This window comes from Streptomyces sp. NPDC003023 (assembly GCF_042888225.1).
Classification (GTDB): Bacteria; Actinomycetota; Actinomycetes; order Streptomycetales; family Streptomycetaceae; genus Streptomyces.
Window position 1 is genome coordinate 14367 of sequence record NZ_JBIAPL010000014.1, and the last position, 19149, is coordinate 33515.

General features: G+C 71.8%; 13 protein-coding genes. 11 read left to right on the plus strand and 2 right to left on the minus strand.

Going from position 1 to position 19149, the window contains the following annotated elements; all coding sequences use genetic code 11:
* The 10 genes from ACFYV1_RS31245 (at window position 1) to ahcY (ending at window position 15733) form a co-directional block, all read left to right on the plus strand.
* Window positions 1-1491 (plus strand): MFS transporter, encoded by a 1491-nt coding sequence (locus ACFYV1_RS31245; protein WP_389398994.1) that lies wholly within the window; start codon window positions 1-3, stop codon window positions 1489-1491.
* Window positions 1492-1633: 142 nt separating this feature from the next.
* Window positions 1634-1822: a DUF5302 domain-containing protein gene (locus ACFYV1_RS31250; RefSeq protein WP_389398995.1), complete on the plus strand. Its 189-nt coding sequence runs from the start codon at window positions 1634-1636 to the stop codon at window positions 1820-1822.
* 296 nt (window positions 1823-2118) lie between these two features.
* Window positions 2119-3969: an acyl-CoA dehydrogenase gene (locus ACFYV1_RS31255; RefSeq protein WP_389398996.1), complete on the plus strand. Its 1851-nt coding sequence runs from the start codon at window positions 2119-2121 to the stop codon at window positions 3967-3969.
* Between the two features lie 38 nt (window positions 3970-4007).
* A complete protein-coding gene (locus ACFYV1_RS31260; RefSeq protein ID WP_389398997.1) occupies window positions 4008-4838 on the plus strand; it encodes a 4'-phosphopantetheinyl transferase family protein in 831 nt (276 codons plus the stop codon).
* 673 nt (window positions 4839-5511) lie between these two features.
* Window positions 5512-7650 (plus strand): condensation domain-containing protein, encoded by a 2139-nt coding sequence (locus ACFYV1_RS31265; protein ID WP_389398998.1) that lies wholly within the window; start codon window positions 5512-5514, stop codon window positions 7648-7650.
* Between the two features lie 62 nt (window positions 7651-7712).
* Window positions 7713-8921 (plus strand): methionine adenosyltransferase, encoded by a 1209-nt coding sequence (gene metK, locus ACFYV1_RS31270; protein ID WP_389398999.1) that lies wholly within the window; start codon window positions 7713-7715, stop codon window positions 8919-8921.
* A gap of 30 nt (window positions 8922-8951) precedes the next feature.
* Window positions 8952-9938, plus strand: a complete 987-nt coding sequence (locus tag ACFYV1_RS31275) for a carbohydrate kinase family protein (RefSeq protein WP_389399000.1) — start codon at window positions 8952-8954, stop codon at window positions 9936-9938.
* Window positions 9935-13438 carry a methionine synthase gene (gene metH, locus ACFYV1_RS31280; RefSeq protein WP_389399001.1) on the plus strand — a complete coding sequence of 1168 codons (3504 nt, stop codon included), beginning with the start codon at window positions 9935-9937 and terminating at the stop codon, window positions 13436-13438. Before ACFYV1_RS31275 ends, metH begins: the two co-directional genes overlap by 4 nt.
* Window positions 13435-14337, plus strand: a complete 903-nt coding sequence (gene metF, locus ACFYV1_RS31285) for a methylenetetrahydrofolate reductase [NAD(P)H] (RefSeq protein WP_389399002.1) — start codon at window positions 13435-13437, stop codon at window positions 14335-14337. The genes metH and metF overlap by 4 nt, the downstream gene beginning before the upstream one ends.
* Complete coding sequence (gene ahcY / locus ACFYV1_RS31290) at window positions 14315-15733, plus strand: adenosylhomocysteinase (RefSeq protein ID WP_389399003.1); 1419 nt, start codon at window positions 14315-14317, stop codon at window positions 15731-15733. The genes metF and ahcY overlap by 23 nt, the downstream gene beginning before the upstream one ends.
* Before the next feature lie 269 nt (window positions 15734-16002).
* Here ahcY and ACFYV1_RS31295 read toward each other — a convergent pair whose 3' ends face one another.
* Entirely contained in the window at window positions 16003-16539 is a 537-nt protein-coding gene (locus ACFYV1_RS31295) for a hypothetical protein (protein ID WP_389399004.1), read from the minus strand.
* An 86-nt stretch (window positions 16540-16625) separates the two neighbouring features.
* Here ACFYV1_RS31295 and ACFYV1_RS31300 point away from each other — a divergent pair, with 86 nt between their 5' ends.
* Entirely contained in the window at window positions 16626-17303 is a 678-nt protein-coding gene (locus ACFYV1_RS31300) for a TetR/AcrR family transcriptional regulator (RefSeq protein WP_389399005.1), read from the plus strand.
* A 198-nt stretch (window positions 17304-17501) separates the two neighbouring features.
* On the opposite strand, the gene ACFYV1_RS31305 is transcribed toward ACFYV1_RS31300, so the two are convergent.
* Entirely contained in the window at window positions 17502-19115 is a 1614-nt protein-coding gene (locus ACFYV1_RS31305; protein WP_389399006.1) for an amino acid adenylation domain-containing protein, read from the minus strand.
* Window positions 19116-19149 lie beyond the last annotated feature (34 nt).

A 19149-nucleotide genomic window follows, 5' to 3' on the forward strand; every position in this document is an offset into this window, starting at 1 on the left:
GTGAGCGAAACCATCACCGGACCCGGACAGGGTTCACGCCGCCGCTGGCTGGCGCTGGCGATCGTCGGCGCGGCCATGTTCCTCGACACGCTCGACGCGTCCATCGTCACGGTCGTCCTGCCCACCATCCAGACCGAGCTCGACAGCGGCTACGCGATGGCGCAATGGACACTGGCCGGATACACCCTCGCATTCGGACTGCTGCTGATCACCGGAGGCCGGCTCGGTGACATTTTCGGCCGTAAACGCGTCTTCATGACCGGAGTCGCCGGATTCACCGCCGCCTCCGTGGTCTGCGGCGTCTCCGTCAGCGGCGAGATGCTGGTGGCCGGCCGGTTCGTGCAGGGACTCATGGCGGCCCTGATGGTGCCGCAGACCATGGCGGTCGTCGTCACCCTGTTCCGGCGCGAGGAATGGGCCAACGCCTTCACCCTCATCGGAGTCGGACTCATCGTCGGCAGTGTCAGCGGACCGCTGCTCGGCGGAGTGCTGACCGAACTGGACCTGCTGGGCCTCGGCTGGCGCGCGATCTTCCTGATCAACGTGCCCCTGGGACTGCTGACCCTGCTGCTGGCGGCGTTCTTCGTGCCCGAGAGCCGTTCCGACGAGCCGCTGCGCGTCGACGTGACCGGAGTCGTGCTGCTGGCCGCCGCCGCGCTCGGCCTGCTGTATCCGCTCGTCCAGGGCCGCGAGGAGGGCTGGCCGCTGTGGATGTTCGCCCTCATGGCGGCGGCGGTGGCCCTCCTGGTGCTGTTCGCGCTCCAGCAGCGGGCCCGCCACCGACGCGACGGTTCGGCGCTCATCCCCCCGCCGCTGTTCCGCCCGCCGTCGTTCCGGATCGGACTGACCCTCACCCTCCTGTTCTACACCGGCATCAGCTCCTTCTTCCTCGTCCTCACCTACCACCTGCAGTTCGGCCTCGGCTGGTCCGTCTGGCGCACCGCCCTGGCCACGGCCGCATGGCCGCTGGCCATCATCGCCGCCACACAGCTGTCCTGGCGGGTCAAGTCGGTGAGCGGACGCACCTGGGTGGGCGCCGGATCACTGGTCCTGGCCGGCGGTGTGCTCATCGCCATCGTGGCCGTACGGTCCTCGGGAACGGGACTGCAGCTGTGGCAGGTCGCCGCGGCCGGCGTCGTCATGGGCATCGGCATGGGCCTGTGCTCACCCGTCCTGACCGCTGTCGTCCTCGGCGACGTGCCCGCGAAGGACTCCGGCGTCGGCTCCGGCGTCGTCAACGCCTTCATGCAGCTCGGCTCGGCCGCCGGCATCGCCGTCGTCGGCATGGTCTTCTTCTCCCTCGCCGGCGACCACGGCACCGGCGACGCCGAACTGCTGGGCGGCGCACTGACCGGCACCCTGTGGTACAACGTCGGCGCCTTCCTGCTGACGGCCGCGCTCAGCCGCCTGCTGCCGGGGCCGGCCGCGGACACCGCCGATCCGAGCGGCGAACGGAAACCGGACACCACCGCGGAACTCGCCGCCCCCTGACACCACAACCCCCCGAAACAATTGCATGAGCAATTCACAATTCTGGCCCAGAGGTGCCGAATTGAGGGCGGAATCGTTACCTCGTCAGATTTCCCTTTCTGTGTCACGCTGGTTTGGCTGTTGATTAGCCGAGGAGGTTCGCATGGCCGATACGGATACGCCGCAGAACGATGCCGTGGAGGACGACGCCAGGCGCAAGTTCCGGGAGGCGCTCGAGCGCAAGGACCGCAAGGGTGCGTCCCGCCAGGCGCAGGGCGACATCCAGGCCCGGCTCCAGGGCGGCACCAACCCGGCAGGCGGCAAGCGGTACTTCCGCCGCAAGACCGGCTGACCCGCCGCGCCAGAGAAGGGCTGCGGCTTCCGAAGAGGAAGCCGCAGCCCTTCGCCGTGCCCGGAGCGCGGCCGAACGACCGCTCGAGAACCACTCGAATTTCCCTCGGGCACCCCTCGCGCCCCACTCGATCAGAAAACCGGTCCGGACCGCTGAACTGCGGATGTGATTTGCGGACAGCAACCCCGGAGCGAGGTCGGTCCACGAAACCAGGACCCCACGTCGACCGCCGGTCCACCGGTCCTCGACCGCCCTCGCCGAAAGTCCTGCGTACGTGCAGAGAAGGAGTGTTCGAGGTGCTGGATCAGAACGCTCACCCGCGGCATGCGAATGCCGTGGCCGCCCTGGCCCTCCCGGCGCACGCCGCGAGCCCGCCGGCCCGAGACCCTGACCGGGGCCCGGGCCGTGCAGCCGCCCGGACACCGGACCCGGAGGCGGACGCCGCCCGGCGGGCCGCCCGGCTCGAACTGCTCCTCGGCGACCCGTACGACCCCGCCAACCCCCACGGACTGCGCGCCCTGTTCGCCGCCGACGACCGGCGCACCCCACCCGCGGAGACCGAGAGCCTGCTCACCCGGGCAGGCCTGGGCGCCGAGTTCGTCCCCGCCGAACTCGGCGGCCGGCTCACCCGGGCCGACCTCCTCGCACGCGTCCTGCGCCCCCTGTTCCGCCGCGACGTCGCCCTCGGCTTCGGCTCCGGCATCACCTCACTGTTCGCCGCCGGCGCCGTATGGGCGGCAGGCACCGGCCCGCAGCGCCGCCACCTCGCCGACCTGCTCCTGAGCGGCGGACGGGCCACGATCCTGCACCACGAACTCGCCCACTCCAACGCGATCCTGCGGCACGAGTTCACCGCCCGCACCGCACCGGACGGCGACTACCGCCTCGACGGCCGCAAGGACGTCATCATCAACGCCGCACGCGCCGACACCCAGATCGTCTACGCACGCACCGCCCCGGCCCGCGGACCGCGCAGCCACTCCGTCCTCCTCATCGACCCCCACCGCGCCCCCCAACAGGCACCGGCCGTACGCCACCTGGCGCGCGTCCCCACCCCCGGCATGCGCGGAGCGCTCTTCTCAGGACTCGAGTTCACCGACTACACCGTCCCCGCCGACGCCCTCGTCGGCAGCACCGGCGACGGCGTCGCCCTGGCCCTGCGCACCTTCCAGGTCAACCGCAGCCTCATCTGCGGCGTGGTCACCGCGGCCGCCGACACCGTCCTGCACTCCGCCGTACGGGCCGCCACCACCGGCCGCAGCGGCCCCGTCGCCCGCCGCTGGCACAAACCCCTGACCGGCGTCTTCGCCGACCTGCTGGCCTGCGACAGCATGGCCACCACCGCCCTGCGGGCCCTCAGCCTGCTGCCCGACCGGGCCCACATCCTCGCCGCCACCGTCAAATACGTGGTCCCCAACCTGCTGCGGGAAAACCTCGAAGAACTCGCCACCGTCCTCGGCGCACGCGGCTACGAACACGACAGCCCCGAGTACGGCGCCCTCGACAAACTCGTACGCGACCTGCCGGTCGCCGGCCTCGGCCACGCCGGCACCGCCTCCTGCCAGGCCGTGATCGTCCCCCACCTGCGCACCCTGGCCGAACGCTCCTGGTTCACCGACGAGGAACCGCCGCCCGAACTGTTCCGCCGCGGCGCCCCCCTGACCCCGCTGCACTACCCCTCGCTCGGCATCGCCGGCGGCGGGGACTTCATGGCCGCCTCCCTCGTCGGCACCGCCGCCCGCCTCGGCGCCACCCGCGGCGTCGGCGGCCACATCACCGCCCTCGCCGACCTGGCCGAAGGATTCGTCACCGAACTGCGCGCCCTGCGCGAACAATGCCGCCGGCTGCCCGCCTACGGCACAACCACCGCCCTCGCCGACCCCGCCGTATGCGTACTGAGCGACCGCTACAGCCTCATCCTCGCCGCCGCCGCGGTGCTCGGCGTCTGGGAAGGCCAGGACGGCACCGACCCCTTCCTCGCCGACCCCGCCTGGGCCGTACTCGCCCTGTCCCGGCTCGGCGAACGGCTCGGCATCCCGGTACCCCGCCTGCCCGACAGCTGCCCCGAACACGTACTGGACGAACTGGTCCGCCGCTACCGGACAGGCCGCAGCTGCGACCTGGACGCGACCGCCCTCGCCCAGTGAGACGCACACGGGCGGCGACACAGGGAAGGACCGGCCCCTTGACCCGAACCTGGACCGACGCCGAACGCATCACCGAACCCATCCACGTCAGCGGCCCCGACGGACCGTGGGACCGGGTACGTGAAGGCATGGACCTGCGCGGCAACGCCGTGGTGCACACCACCTGGGGCGAATGGCTCACCGGCGCCGTCGCCGACCCCTCGCTGCGCCCGCTGCTCGGCCGCGACTGGCAGCGCTACCGGCACACCTCGGACCCCACCATCCGCTACCGCTTCGTCGCCTCCCGGCTCGCCACCAAGTTCACGGCCGCCGCCGCGCTCGGCACCGCCCCCGCCGAACTCGACCTCGCCTACCAGATCGGCGGACGGCCCTACCTGCGCGGCCTCGACCAGATCGACGTCAGCCTCACCCACACCGACGACCTGATCGCCGTCGGCATCAGCCGCAACGGCCGCATCGGCGTCGATGCCGAACCCGCCGACCGGCACATGTCCTTCGACCTGCTCCAGAGCCACGTGTGCACCCCCGCCGAACGCGCGGAACTCGAAGCGCTGCCGGACGACGAACGCAGAGCCGGCATGCTGCGGCTGTGGACCCTCAAGGAGGCCTACACCAAGGCGCTCGGGCAGGGACTGCGGCTCGGCTTCACCGAGTTCGGCTTCGGCGTCGACACGGGCGGACTGTACGCACCGGACGGCGCGCCGGCCGCCCGCGGCGAATGGGCCTTCGCCACCCACCACGTGCTCGGCCGCTACCTGATCAGCGTGGCCTGCCACGACGCCGGCCTCGACACCTCCCGCGACACCGCGGCCGGGACCATGCTCGACGAAGGCTTCATGGGCGCCGTCGCCGACCTCCTCCACTCCTGACGCTTCGCCCCCGACCCGGCTCACGCCCCGGGTGCGGCCGGGTCGGTGCTGCCTGCCACCCGTGGCCGACCCCCCCCGCACCACCTCGGGAGTGCCCGCCCGAACGCCGACGAGCCCGCCTGCGCGAGCCCGCCTGCGTGAGCCCGCCTGCGTGAGCCGGCCTGCGTGAGCCGGCCTGCGTGAGCCGGCCTGCGTGAGCCGGCCTGCGTGAGCCGGCCTGCGTGAGCCGGCCTGCGTGAGCCGGCCTGCGTGAGCCGGCCTGCGCGAGCCCGCCTGCGCGAGCCCGCCTGCGCGAGCCCGCCTGCGCGAGCCCGCCTGCGCGAGCCCGCCTGCGCGAGTGGGCCGTCGACAGCGCCCATTGCTGCCATGGCGGACACTGCGGTCACTCGCCGGCACGGGACTCGCACGGAGCCCGGAGCCGACCACCGGTCGGAACCGACTCCGCAGGCGAGAGGGGCACCTCCGGAGGCCCCGCACCCCGCCACCCACCGGACACAGGCCCGCCGGGCCCCGGCCCGGCGGGGGACACCACGCACCCCGCCCCGGCCCGGCAGGGCCGCCACGCGCGTCCGACCGCGGTGTCAGCGCCGTATCAGGCCCGTATGGGCGGTCCCTCGCATACTCGGTTCGTGCTCGCAGAGAGGGGAGGGAGGGGGCGTGCCCCGGACGCATCATGACGACCAATCACTCCTCACCCATGTCCCGGGAGTCGCCGGACCAGCCGATGACCGTGATCCTCGACCCCGGAAAACCCCCCTACGACGCCCCGCCCGTCCTGGAGCTGCGCGGCCCGCTGGACACCGGCCGCATCGAGGCCGCCCTTGAACGGATCGCCGCCCGCAGCCCGGACACCCCGCCCTGGCGCCACCGGCTCCAGCACCTGGGACCCGGGCTGCACGCACTGAGCATCACCCCCAAATCCGCGGGCGACTTCCCCGCCGGGCTGCTGGCCGACCTGCTCACGGACGCGAGCACCGACCGCGCACCCCTGCCCACTGTCGCGGCCGGCCCGCTCCAGCACGACCTGCTCGCCGACGCCGACGCCCACCCCGGCACCGGCCGCCACGTCGAACAGCTCACCTGCACCTGGCACGGACCGCTCGACCCCGACCGTTTCACGGCCGCCTGGCAGTCCCTCTTCGAACGGGACAGCGTGCTGCGCGCCGCCTTCGACGACGGACCCGAACCCCGGATCGTGCTGCACGACCACGTCACCCCCGACATCGTCCGGCCGGCGCACACCGACGACTGGGACCGGATCGTCGCACGCGACCGGCGCCGCGGCCTCGACCCGCGCCGCCCCGGACCGCTGCGCATCACCGTGCGAGGCGGCCCGCCCGCCGCCCCCGGCCAGCCCGCGCGCCTGCTGCTGACCTACCATCAGGCCCTGCTCGACGAGTGGAGCGTACGGCTGCTGATGCGGGAGTTCTGCCGCGCCTACCTGGCCGGCGGCCGGCTCCCGGGCGGCGAACGCCGCCCCGATCTGGGCGACCACGCGGCCTGGCTGGCCCGCCAGGACACCACCGCGGCCCAGGAGTTCTTCACCGGCACCGCGGCGCCGCCCGACGCCGCCCACTGGCCCGAGCCACCCGCCACCGGTCTCTCCGCCGCCGGCAGCCCCTCCACGGCCCCCGCCGGGCCTGCCCCCGCCGGACCTGCCCCCGCCGGGCCTGCCGGCACCGGCCGTGCCCGGCTGCGACTCACCCCGGCCCGCACCGCCCGGCTCGCCGACTGGGCCGCCTGCTGGGGCAGCACGGAAAGCGGCGCGCTGCAGGCCGTGTGGGCCATGCTGCTGTACGCGGCCACCGGCTCGGCCGACCCGGCACCGGTCCGCTTCAGCGTCACCGTCTCCGGACGCGGCATCCTCCTCGAAGGCGTCGAACAGCTCCCCGGCGCCCTGCGCAACCCCCTGCCGGTGACCGTCACCGTCGACCCCCGCGCCTGCGTGCCGCACCTGCTGGCCCAACTGCGCGACCGGGCACTGGACCTGTCGGCGTACGAATGGGTCTCGGCCGGCCAGATCCGTACCTGGACCGGGGACCCGGCCCGGCCGCCGGCCCACCCGGGCACCCTCGTCGTCTTCGACAGCGGCCGCCCGTCCCTGGACCCGCCGGCCGCCGAACTCGCCGCCCAGTCCGTCCGCGTCGGCCCGCTCGAACCCCAGGGCGCCCACACCGCCTTCCCCCTCACCCTCGCCGCCCACCACGACAGCGACGGCGCCCTCGTCGTGACCGCCACCTACGACCGTGCCCGGCTCACCGGCATCACCGACGTCCTGGCACACGCCGCGCACCTGCTGCACGAACTGCCCCGCGGCACCGACGAGTCCCTGACCGTCGCCGACGCACTGGCCCTGCCGCCCGGCACCGGACCGCACACCGGCGCGACGGTCCTCACCCTCGACACACCGGCCGGACACACCCCCGACGGCGGCACACCCCCCGCCCTCACCGTCCTGCGCCCCGCCCGGGACACCCGCACCGGCACCGTCTGCCTCCTCGCCGCACACGGAACCCCACGCGCCTGCTACGAGCAGCTCGCCCGCTCCTACGACGGCCCCCAGGCACTGGTGCTGCTGGACCCGGTCCCCGACGACCCGCACGCCCGGTACACGGCGCTGCGGCCGCTGACCGACACCGGCGGGCCCCTCGTACTCGGCGGGTTCTCCGGCTGCGGACTCGCCGCCCACGAGATCGCCCGCCTCGTCGCCGCGGACGGCGGCCGGCCGCCCCTCGTGGTGCTCACCGGCCCCACCACCGCCGCCGGCGACCTCGCCCGCCTCCTCGAAACCGTCGCCGGCCGGGCCGGGTGACCACCGGGCGGTGACCGAGCCGACGATCAAACGTCCGACCGACCGCACACACCTGGAGAGTCATGTCCCGTCGTCTGTTCACCTCGGAGTCCGTGACCGAGGGCCACCCCGACAAGATCGCCGACCAGATCAGCGACACCGTCCTCGACGCCCTGCTCCGCGAGGACCCCACCTCCCGGGTCGCGGTGGAGACCCTGATCACCACCGGCCAGGTGCACATCGCCGGCGAGGTCACCACCAAGGCGTACGCGCCCATCGCGCAACTGGTGCGCGACACGATCCTCGCCATCGGCTACGACTCCTCCGCCAAGGGCTTCGACGGCGCCTCCTGCGGCGTCTCCGTCTCCATCGGCGCCCAGTCCCCGGACATCGCGCAGGGCGTCGACACCGCCTACGAGACCCGCGTCGAGGGCGAGGACGACGAACTCGACCAGCAGGGCGCCGGCGACCAGGGCCTGATGTTCGGCTACGCCACCAACGAGACACCCTCGCTGATGCCGCTGCCCATCGAACTGGCCCACCGCCTCTCCCGCCGGCTGACCGAGGTCCGCAAGGACGGCACCGTCCCCTACCTGCGCCCCGACGGTAAGACCCAGGTCACCATCGAATACCAGGGCAGCCGCCCCGTCCGGCTCGACACCGTCGTCGTCTCCTCCCAGCACGCCGCCGACATCGACCTCGGCTCCCTGCTGACCCCCGACATCCGCGAGCACGTCGTCGAACACGTCCTGGCCGCTCTCGCCGAGGACGGCATCAAGCTCGAGACGGACAACTACCGCCTCCTGGTCAACCCGACCGGCCGCTTCGAGATCGGCGGCCCCATGGGCGACGCCGGCCTCACCGGCCGCAAGATCATCATCGACACGTACGGCGGCATGGCCCGCCACGGCGGCGGCGCGTTCTCCGGCAAGGACCCCTCCAAGGTCGACCGCTCCGCCGCCTACGCCACGCGCTGGGTCGCCAAGAACGTCGTCGCCGCCGGCCTCGCCGAACGCTGCGAGGTCCAGGTCGCCTACGCCATCGGCAAGGCCGAGCCCGTCGGCCTGTTCGTCGAGACGTTCGGCACCGCGACCGTCGCCCAGGACCGCATCGAGAAGGCCATCGCCGAGGTCTTCGACCTGCGCCCCGCCGCCATCATCCGCGACCTCGACCTGCTGCGGCCCATCTACGCCGCCACCGCCGCCTACGGCCACTTCGGCCGTGAACTGCCCGACTTCACCTGGGAGCGGACCGACCGCGCCCACCGGCTCAGGGCCGCGGCCGGCCTCTGAGGCCCGCCGGACCCGTGAGGAGATCCTGACGTGCGCATCGCTGTCACCGGTTCCATCGCCACCGACCACCTGATGGTCTTCCCCGGCCGGTTCGCGGATCAGCTGATCCCCGACCAGCTCGCCCATGTCTCGCTCTCCTTCCTGGTCGACAACCTCGAGGTGCGCCGGGGCGGAGTGGCGGCCAACGTCGCCTTCGGCCTCGGCAGCCTCGGCCTGACCCCGCTGCTGGTCGGCGCCGTCGGCAGCGACTTCGCCGAGTACGAGATCTGGCTCAAGGAACACGGCGTCGACACCGGCCCCGTCCTCGTCTCCACCGAGCACCGGACCGCCCGGTTCATGTGCATCACCGACCAGGACGCCAACCAGATCGCCTCGTTCTACGCGGGCGCCATGCAAGAGGCCCGCGACATCGACCTGTGGCACCTGACCACCGGCGGCGCCGCCCGGCCCGACCTCGTCCTGATCTGCCCCAACGACCCGGCCGCGATGCTGCGCCACACGGGGGAGTGCCGCGACCTGGGCCTGCCGTTCGCCGCCGACCCCTCCCAGCAACTCGCCCGCCTGGAAGGCTCCGAGGCACGCGACCTGGTCGACGGCGCCCGCTGGCTGTTCACCAACGAGTACGAGGCCGCCCTGCTGCTGGAACGCACCGGCTGGGACCACGCCGACGTCCTCGGCAAGGTCGGCACCTGGATCACCACCCTCGGCGCCGCCGGCGTACGCATCGACCGCGCCGGCCACGCACCCCTGACCGTCCCCGCCGTCCCCGACGCACCCGCCACCGACCCCACCGGCGTCGGCGACGCCTTCCGGGCCGGTTTCCTGGCCGCCACCGGCCGCGGCCTGGACCTCACCGACGCCGCCCGCCTCGGCTGCGTCCTGGCCGCCGAGGCCCTCGGCGCCGTCGGCTCGCAGTCCTACCACATCGACCGGACCCGCCTGCTGACCACCGCGGAACGCGCCTACGGCCCCGACGCCGCCCGCCTGCTCGCCCCCGGACTGGGGGAGCAGCTGTGACCGGCACCCGTATCGACGCCCTGCGCGAAGCGCTCGCCACCCGGGTGGTGGTGGCCGACGGGGCGATGGGCACCATGCTCCAGGCCCAGGACCCCACCCTTGAGGACTTCGAGAACCTCGAGGGATGCAACGAGGTCCTCAACATCACCCGCCCCGACATCGTCCGCTCCGTCCACGAGGCGTACTTCGACGTCGGCGTCGACTGCGTGGAGACCAACACCTTCGGCGCCAACCACGCCGCACTGGGCGAGTACGACATCCCCGAGCGGGTCCACGAACTGTCCCAGGCGGGCGCCCGGATCGCCCGCGAGGTAGCCGACGCGTACACGGCCTCCACCGGGCAGCAGCGCTGGGTGCTGGGCTCCATCGGCCCCGGCACCAAGCTCCCCACCCTCGGCCACGCCCCCTACACCGTGCTGCGCGACGCCTACCAGGCGAACGCCGAGGGCCTGATCGCCGGCGGCGCGGACGCGCTGCTGGTGGAGACGACGCAGGACCTGCTGCAGACCAAGGCCGCCATCATCGGCGCCCGCCGCGCCATGGACGCCACCGGCAGCCGCCCGCCACTGATCTGCTCGGTGACGGTCGAGACGACCGGCACCATGCTGCTCGGTTCCGAGATCGGCGCGGCCCTCACCGCGCTCGAACCGCTCGGCATCGACATGATCGGCCTCAACTGCGCCACCGGCCCGGCCGAGATGAACGAGCACCTGCGCCATCTCGCCCGCCACTCCCGTATCCCGCTGTCCTGCATGCCCAACGCCGGACTGCCCGTCCTCGGCAAGGACGGCGCCCACTACCCCCTCACCCCCGCCGAACTCGCCGACGCCCAGGAACAGTTCGTGGCGGACTACGGCCTGTCCCTGGTCGGCGGCTGCTGCGGCACCACCCCGGAGCACCTGCGCCGCATCGTCGAACGCGTCCGTGATCTGACCCCACCGGCCCGCGACCCGCGCCCGGAGCCGGGAGCGGCGTCGCTGTACCAGACCGTGCCGTTCCGTCAGGACACCGCTTACATGGCGATCGGTGAGCGGACGAACGCGAACGGGTCGAAGAAGTTCCGTGAGGCGATGCTCGAGGGCCGCTGGGACGACTGTGTGGAGATGGCCCGTGACCAGATCCGCGAGGGCGCGCACATGCTCGACCTGTGCGTGGACTACGTGGGTCGTGACGGTGTCGCGGACATGGCCGAGTTGGCCGGCCGGTTCGCGACCGCCTCCACCCTGCCGATCGTGCTGGACTCCACCGAGGTCCCCGTGATCCGGGCGGGTCTGGAGAAGCTCGGCGGCCGCGCGGTCATCAACTCGGTCAACTACGAGGACGGCGACGGCCCCCAGTCGCGTTTCGCGAAGGTCACCGCATTGGCGAAGGAGCACGGTGCCGCGCTGATCGCGCTGACGATCGACGAGGAGGGCCAGGCGCGCACCGCCGAGCACAAGGTCGCCATCGCCGAGCGGATCATCGCCGACCTGACCGGCAACTGGGGCATCCACGAGTCGGACATCCTCATCGACACCCTGACCTTCACCATCTGCACCGGTCAGGAGGAATCCCGCAAGGACGGCGTCAACACCATCGAAGCCATCCGGGAGCTGAAGCGCCGTCACCCCGAGGTGCAGACCACGCTGGGCCTGTCCAACATCTCCTTCGGCCTCAACCCGGCCGCCCGTATCCTGCTCAACTCCGTCTTCCTCGACGAGTGCGTCAAGGCCGGCCTGGACTCGGCGATCGTCCACGCCTCGAAGATCCTGCCCATCGCCCGGTTCGACGAGGAGCAGGTCACCACCGCCCTGGACCTCATCCACGACCGCCGCCGCGAGGGATACGACCCGCTGCAGAAACTGATGCAGCTGTTCGAGGGCGCCACCACCAAATCCCTGAAGGCGGGCAAGGCGGAGGAACTGGCGGCCCTGCCGCTGGAGGAACGCCTGCAGCGCCGCATCATCGACGGTGAGAAGAACGGCCTCCAGGCGGACCTCGACGAGGCCCTGAAGGACCGTCCCGCGCTCGACATCGTCAACGACACCCTCCTGGCGGGCATGAAGGTCGTCGGCGAGCTGTTCGGCTCCGGGCAGATGCAGCTGCCGTTCGTGCTCCAGTCCGCCGAGGTGATGAAGCTCGCCGTCGCCCACCTCGAGCCGCACATGGAGAAAACCGCGGACGGCGAAGAAGATGCGGGCAAGGGCACGATCGTGCTGGCCACCGTCCGCGGGGACGTCCACGACATCGGCAAGAACCTCGTGGACATCATCCTGTCCAACAACGGCTACAACGTCGTCAACCTCGGCATCAAGCAGCCCGTCTCCGCCATCCTCGACGCCGCCAGGGAACACCGCGCCGACGTCATCGGCATGTCCGGCCTCCTGGTCAAATCCACCGTGATCATGAAGGAGAACCTGGAAGAACTGAACATGAGGGGCCTCGCGTCTCAATTCCCCGTCATCCTCGGCGGCGCGGCCCTCACCCGCGCCTACGTCGAACAGGACCTCCACGAAATCTACGACGGCGAAGTCCGCTACGCCCGCGACGCGTTCGAGGGCCTGCGCCTGATGGACGCGCTCATCGGCATCAAACGCGGTGTCCCCGGCGCGACCCTGCCCCCGCTCAAGCAGCGCAGGGTCACCGCCACCACCACGGTTGCCGACGAACGCCCCGCCGAGGCCCCCACCCGCTCCGACGCGGCCACCGACAACCCGGTCCCGGCGCCGCCGTTCTGGGGCAGCCGCGTCGTCAAGGGCATCCCGCTGGGGGACTACGCCTCCTGGCTCGACGAGAGCGCCCTGTTCAAGGGCCAGTGGGGACTCAAGGCCGCCCGCGACACCGGCCCCACCTACGAGGAACTCGTCGAGAGCGAGGGCCGGCCCCGACTGCGCGGCCTCCTGGACCGCTTCCAAACCGACAACCTTCTCGAAGCCGCCGTCGTCCACGGCTACTTCCCCTGCGTCTCCAAGGGCGACGACCTGATCATCCTCGGCGACGACGGCCTCGAGCGCACCCGCTTCACCTTCCCCCGCCAGAGCCGCGGCCGCTACCTGTGCCTCGCCGACTTCTTCCGCCCCGAGGAATCCGGCGAGACGGACGTCGTCGCCCTCCAGGTCGTCACCGTCGGCTCCCGCATCGGCGAGGAGACCGCCAAGCTCTTCGAGGCCAACTCCTACCGCGACTACCTCGAACTCCACGGCCTGTCCGTCCAACTGGCAGAAGCCCTCGCCGAGTACTGGCACGCCCGCGTACGCGCCGAACTCTCCATCGCCTCCGCCGACCCCGACGCCCTCGACGGCATGCTTCGCACCGACTACCAGGGCTGCCGCTACTCACTCGGCTACCCCGCCTGCCCCGACCTCGAGGACCGCGCCAAGATCGCCGCCCTGCTCGCACCCGAACGCATCGGCGTCCACCTCTCCGAGGAGTTCCAGCTCCACCCCGAGCAGTCCACCGACGCCATCGTCGTCCACCACCCGGAGGCCGGCTACTTCAACGCCGGAGGAGGCCGTCCATGAGCACCCTGCGCGACACCCTCGCGACCGGGCGGCCCTCGTTCTCCTTCGAGTTCTTCCCACCGAAGACCGCCCAGGGCGAACGCACCCTGTGGAACGCGATCCGCCGTATCGAGGCCCTCGCCCCGACGTTCGTGTCCGTCACCTACGGAGCCGGCGGCTCCTCACGCGACCGCACCGTCGCCGTCACCAAACGCATCGCCGCCGAGACCACCCTGCGCCCCGTCGCCCACCTCACCGCGGTGGGCCACTCGGTCGCCGAACTGCGCCACATCATCGGCCAGTACGCCGACGCCGGAGTGCACGACGTCCTCGCCCTGCGCGGCGACCCGCCCGGCGACCCGAACGCCCCCTGGACACCGCACCCCGACGGCTTCACCCACGCCCACGAACTCGTCACCCTGGTACGCCGGTCGGGCGACTTCAGCGTCGGCGTCGCCGCCTTCCCCGAACGCCACCCCCGCTCGAGCGACTGGGACGACGACATCCGCCACTTCGTCGCCAAATGCAGGGCCGGCGCCGACTACGCCATCACCCAGATGTTCTTCCGCACCGAGGACTACCTGCGGCTGCGCGACAGGGTCGCGGCCGCCGGCTGCGACACCCCGATCATCCCCGAGATCATGCCGGCCACCGACGTGAAGCAGATCGCCCGCTTCGCCCAGCTGTCCGGCGCCGCCTTCCCCGCCCACCTCGCCGACCGCCTCGACGCGGCCCGCGACAACCCGGCCGACAGCCACCGCATCGGCGTCGAACACGCCACCGCCATGGCCGAACGCCTCCTCGCGGAAGGCGCCCCCGGACTGCACTACATCACCCTCAACCGCTCCACCGCGACGCTCGAGATCCACCAGAACATCCAGAACTCAAGGAGTGCACATGCCCTCGCAGCCGGCCGCTGACTTCTGCGACTTCAAGGTCGCCGACCTTTCCCTCGCCGCCTTCGGCCGCAAGGAGATCACCCTCGCCGAGCACGAGATGCCCGGCCTGATGTCGATCCGCAAGGAGTACGCGGAGGCCCAGCCGCTCGCCGGCGCGCGCATCACCGGCTCCCTGCACATGACCGTGCAGACCGCCGTCCTCATCGAGACCCTGGTCGCGCTCGGCGCAGAGGTCCGCTGGGTGTCCTGCAACATCTTCTCCACCCAGGACCACGCCGCCGCCGCCATCGCCGCCGCCGGCATCCCCGTCTTCGCCTGGAAGGGCGAGACGCTCGAGGAGTACTGGTGGTGCACCGAGCAGGCCCTGACCTGGCCCGGCCACGCAGGCCCCAACATGATCCTCGACGACGGCGGTGACGCCACCCTCCTGGTCCACAAGGGCGTCGAGTTCACCAAGGCCGGCACCGTCCCCGACCCGTCCACCGCCGACAACGACGAATACCGCGTCATCCTCGAACTCCTGCACCGCTCCACACTCGACTGGCCCGCCCTCGCCGCCGGCATCCGCGGTGTGACGGAGGAGACCACCACCGGTGTCCACCGTCTCTACGAGATGCACCGTGACGGCACGCTGCTCTTCCCGGCGATCAATGTGAACGACGCCGTCACCAAGTCGAAGTTCGACAACAAGTACGGCTGCCGGCACTCGCTGATCGACGGGATCAACCGGGCTACCGATGTCCTCATCGGCGGCAAGACGGCGGTCGTCTGCGGCTACGGCGACGTGGGCAAGGGCTGTGCGGAGTCGCTGCGCGGCCAGGGCGCGCGGGTGATCATCACGGAGATCGACCCGATCTGCGCGCTGCAGGCGGCGATGGACGGCTACCAGGTCACCACGCTGGACGAGGTCGTGGAGAGCGCGGACATCTTCGTGACCACGACGGGCAACAAGGACATCATCATGGCCTCGGACATGGCCCGGATGAAGCACCAGGCGATCGTGGGCAACATCGGCCACTTCGACAACGAGATCGACATGGCCGGCCTCGCCGCGATCGACGGCGTCGTCAAGGACGAGGTCAAGCCCCAGGTCCACACCTGGACGTTCCCCGACGGCAAGGTCCTCATCGTGCTGTCCGAGGGCCGTCTGTTGAACCTGGGCAACGCGACGGGCCACCCCTCCTTCGTGATGTCCAACTCGTTCGCGGACCAGACGCTGGCCCAGATCGAGCTGTTCACCAAGCCCCAGGACTACCCGACCGACGTGTACGTGCTCCCCAAGCACCTCGACGAGAAGGTCGCCCGCCTCCACCTCGACGCGCTGGGCGTCAAGCTCACCACCCTGCGCCCCGAGCAGGCCTCCTACATCGGCGTCGAGGTCGACGGCCCCTACAAGCCCGACCACTACCGCTACTGACCACCCGCCGCACCCGCGAAGGAGGGGGCCCGCGCCGACGCGGGCCCCTTCCTTCACGGCCCGTAGGACGCCCGCGGGCGTCCGGGAAGCCGGACGCCCGCAACGGCCCCGTTCACGCGGACAGGGTCACCGGCATGATCTTCTGGCTGAACGGGACCTTCGGCGCCGGCAAGACGACACCTTTCGCCCGCCCAAGTCGCGCAGACCATCGCCGGCGCATCCCGGCTGAGCGGTGAACTCCTCGACCGCCGGGACGCCGTAACACGGCACTACTGGCGGCTCGGGCGCGGCTGTTGGACCCTGTGTGCGTCGCGCAACAGATCGGGCGCCACTTGGCGGTGCTTCTTGGCCAGTGGCGGCCAGATGCGTGATGCCACGGGGCGGTCGTAGTGGATGAACGTGGCGAGGGAGACGTGTGCGTCATCGGCCCGGACGACGAGGTGGCCGGTCAGAAACCAGGAACAGGCCTCGAGCCTGATCCAGTCATCGCCGCGGTCCGCGATCTGCCATCCGGCCACCCGGTGGGGTGATGCCGTGAGGCGCAGGCCGAGAAGTATGCGCCAGATGAACTGCCCCGCGCGGCCCGCCACGTCTTCGAACAGCACCCTGGCCCACTGCTCGGGTGACCTCCCCGGAACCCCGCCGGTCATGGTGAAGACGTCGACGTAGCTGGGGTCGGTCATGGTGCTGAGGGCGCGGATCTGCTCGGGAACCGGCTGCTGTCGGCTGACGGCCGGCACGGAGGCCGCCATCTCCTTCGAGTCACCCGGGCGCACGCCACGGCCTGTTCCTGGTTCGACGTTCACTACGCCCTCCCTTTGCAGTCCGTCCGCGCGACGGCACATCCCGATGTTAACCTACATGCATGTATGTATGTGAGATGGGATGACCAATGGCCGGGAAACCGGAGGGTGTTCGCCGGGCGCAGGCGGACCGACGTGCCCTGACCAGGAGTGCCCTGCTGGAGGCCGCAGCGCGGGGCCTGTCCACGTACGGATACGCCAATCTGGTGCTGGAGCGCGTGGCCGGCGAGGCGGGTTATACGCGCGGCGCCCTGTATCACCTGTTCGCCAACAAGGAAGACCTCGCGCTGGCCGTCGTGAAGTGGGTCGAGGAGACGTGGGAGGCCGAAGTGGGCCGTCTCGTCGCCGCGGAAGCCGACCCTGTCGATGCGCTGACAGCGCTGGCTCGGAACCATGCCGTCTACTGCCGCCGCGACGTGGCCAACGTCATGATGACGCTGAGAGTCGAGTTCGCCGGTCAGGACCATCCGGTCGGCCGGGCGATCGCGGATATCGTAGACCGGCTCGAAGCCGACTGCGCCGGTCTGATCGAGGCCGGACGCAGCAGCGGCGCGATCCCGCCGGGGCCACCGCCTGCCGAGACGGCATCGGCCTACCTCGGCATCGTCGAGGCGGTCGGGGTCCAGCTCGCCGGCCACGCTCCCTACGACGTCGAACTCGCCGACAGGGCCGTCCGGGGCTTGCTCGGCCTGCCGCCCCTCCCGGCCGAACCCCGGAGCGTTGGAGCTTCCCCGCGCGCGCACACGACCGCGGAGGCCGGCGAATGAAGTTGCCGAACAGTGCGCACACGTCGCGTCCCTGCCGAATCCACGAGGTCACTCCCGGCTTCAGGGTCGAGGATGTGTGGGCGCTGCCTACATGAGTGCCGTCAAGCCGTTCCGGTCCCTGATCGTGACTCCGGCACCCATGAGAAGCATCGAACGCGGGTGGAGGGCGAGCGCGGACGGCGCGGCCCCCCGCCGCGGCTAATCCGGCAGTGCCGCCCGGTCGAGCTTTCCGTGCGCGGTCACCGGCAGGCGGTCCAGGTGACGCACCAGCTGGGGGACCATGTGGGCCGGGAGGCGGGCGGCGAGGGCCGTGCGGACCGTGGTCGCCGGGACGTCGGTGCGGTCGGCGACGACGTACGCGGCGAGTGACTGGCTGCCGTGGCCGTCGGTGACGACCCGGCAGGCCGCGCCTGCCACACCGTCGATCTGCCGCAGCTCGGCCTCGATCTCACCCAGCTCGATACGGAAACCGCGCAGTTTGACCTGCCCGTCCTGGCGGCCTGCATAGGCGAGTTGCCCGTCGGCGTCCGCGACGGCCCAGTCGCCGCTGCGGTAGAAGCGGCCCTCGTCGGTGTCGATGAACCGGTCGGCGGTCAGCTCGGGCCGCCCGAGGTAGCCGTGGCCGACGCCGGTGCCGCCGACCTGGATCTCGCCGGGCTCGCCCGCCGCCACCGGCCGGCCCTGCGCATCGCGCAGACGGACCGTCAGGTGCGGCAGGGGCCGGCCGATCGGGGTGCGTCCGGCGGCCGCGGCCGCCAGCACGTCCTCGGTGAGCGGGCAGTAGGTGACGTGCACGGTGGTCTCCGTGATGCCGTACATGTTGACCAGCTGTGCGCCGGGCGCGATGCCGGCCCGCCACCAGCGCTCGACGTCGGCCGCCACCAGTGCCTCGCCGCCGAAGACGACGCGGCGCAGGGCGGGCAGGCGCAGGTTCTCCGCGACGGCTTCCGCGGTCAGGTTCGAGAACGCGGAGGGGACCTGGTTGAGGACGGTGACGCCCCGGTCGGCGAGCAGGCGGCCGAACTCCAGCGGGTCGGTGGCCGCTTCACGGTCGACGGCGACCAGCCGGCCGCCGGACAGCAGCGGGCCGAACAGTTCCCACACGCTGAAGTCGAAGCTCAGCGAGTGGAACAGCGTCCACACGTCGTCGGGTCCGGCCTCCAGCAGCGGCACGGCCGCGTCGAGGAGGGCCAGGACCTGGGCGTGGCCGACCATGCAGCCCTTGGGGGCGCCGGTGGAGCCGGAGGTGTAGATGACGTAGGCGGTGTCCTCGTGGACGGAGGGCGGCGCGTCCGTCCCGGTGGCAGTGGCGGAGGGGCGGGTGGCGAGGACGAAGGGGCCCGCCTTGGCGAGCGGTGTCTCGCCGTCGAGCAGTTCACCGTCGGACAGGACCAGTTCGGTGCCCGAGTCCTCGAGCAGGTACTCCTGACGGGCGGCCGGGTAGGCGGGGTCGACGGGCAGGTAGGCGGCGCCGGAGCGCAGGACGCCCAGCACGGCGGCGGGTGCCCAGCGGCTGCGCGCGAGGCGCAGGGCCACCAGCCGGCCCGGCCCGGTGCGGCCCTCGAGCCGACGGGCGATGTCGTCGGCGAGGCAGTCGAGTTCGAGGTAGGTGACGTCGCCGTCCGCGTCGACGGTCGCGGTGCGTGCGGCGTGGCGGGCGGCGGTGGTGGCGAAGCGGGTGTCGATGCGGTCGGCCGGCGGTTCGGTGCCGGTCTCGGTCAGGCCCAGGACGTCCAGCAGGGCGCCCACGTCACCGGCGAGCCGGTCGAGGTCGGGCGGTGTGCCGTGTGCGTCGCCGGTGTAGGCGTTCAATGGACCCTCCTCAAGGGGCGGTTGGGGCCGACGG

What these genes read in the sequence shown, in the direction of transcription:
- metF (WP_389399002.1), top strand. Translation starts at nt 13,435, where the DNA reads ATGAGCACCCTGCGCGACACCCTCGCGACCGGGCGGCCCTCGTTCTCC.
- metK (WP_389398999.1), top strand. Translation starts at nt 7,713, where the DNA reads ATGTCCCGTCGTCTGTTCACCTCGGAGTCCGTGACCGAGGGCCACCCC.
- ACFYV1_RS31250 (WP_389398995.1), top strand. Translation starts at nt 1,634, where the DNA reads ATGGCCGATACGGATACGCCGCAGAACGATGCCGTGGAGGACGACGCC.
- ACFYV1_RS31300 (WP_389399005.1), top strand. Translation starts at nt 16,626, where the DNA reads ATGGCCGGGAAACCGGAGGGTGTTCGCCGGGCGCAGGCGGACCGACGT.
- ACFYV1_RS31265 (WP_389398998.1), top strand. Translation starts at nt 5,512, where the DNA reads ATGACGACCAATCACTCCTCACCCATGTCCCGGGAGTCGCCGGACCAG.
- ahcY (WP_389399003.1), top strand. Translation starts at nt 14,315, where the DNA reads ATGCCCTCGCAGCCGGCCGCTGACTTCTGCGACTTCAAGGTCGCCGAC.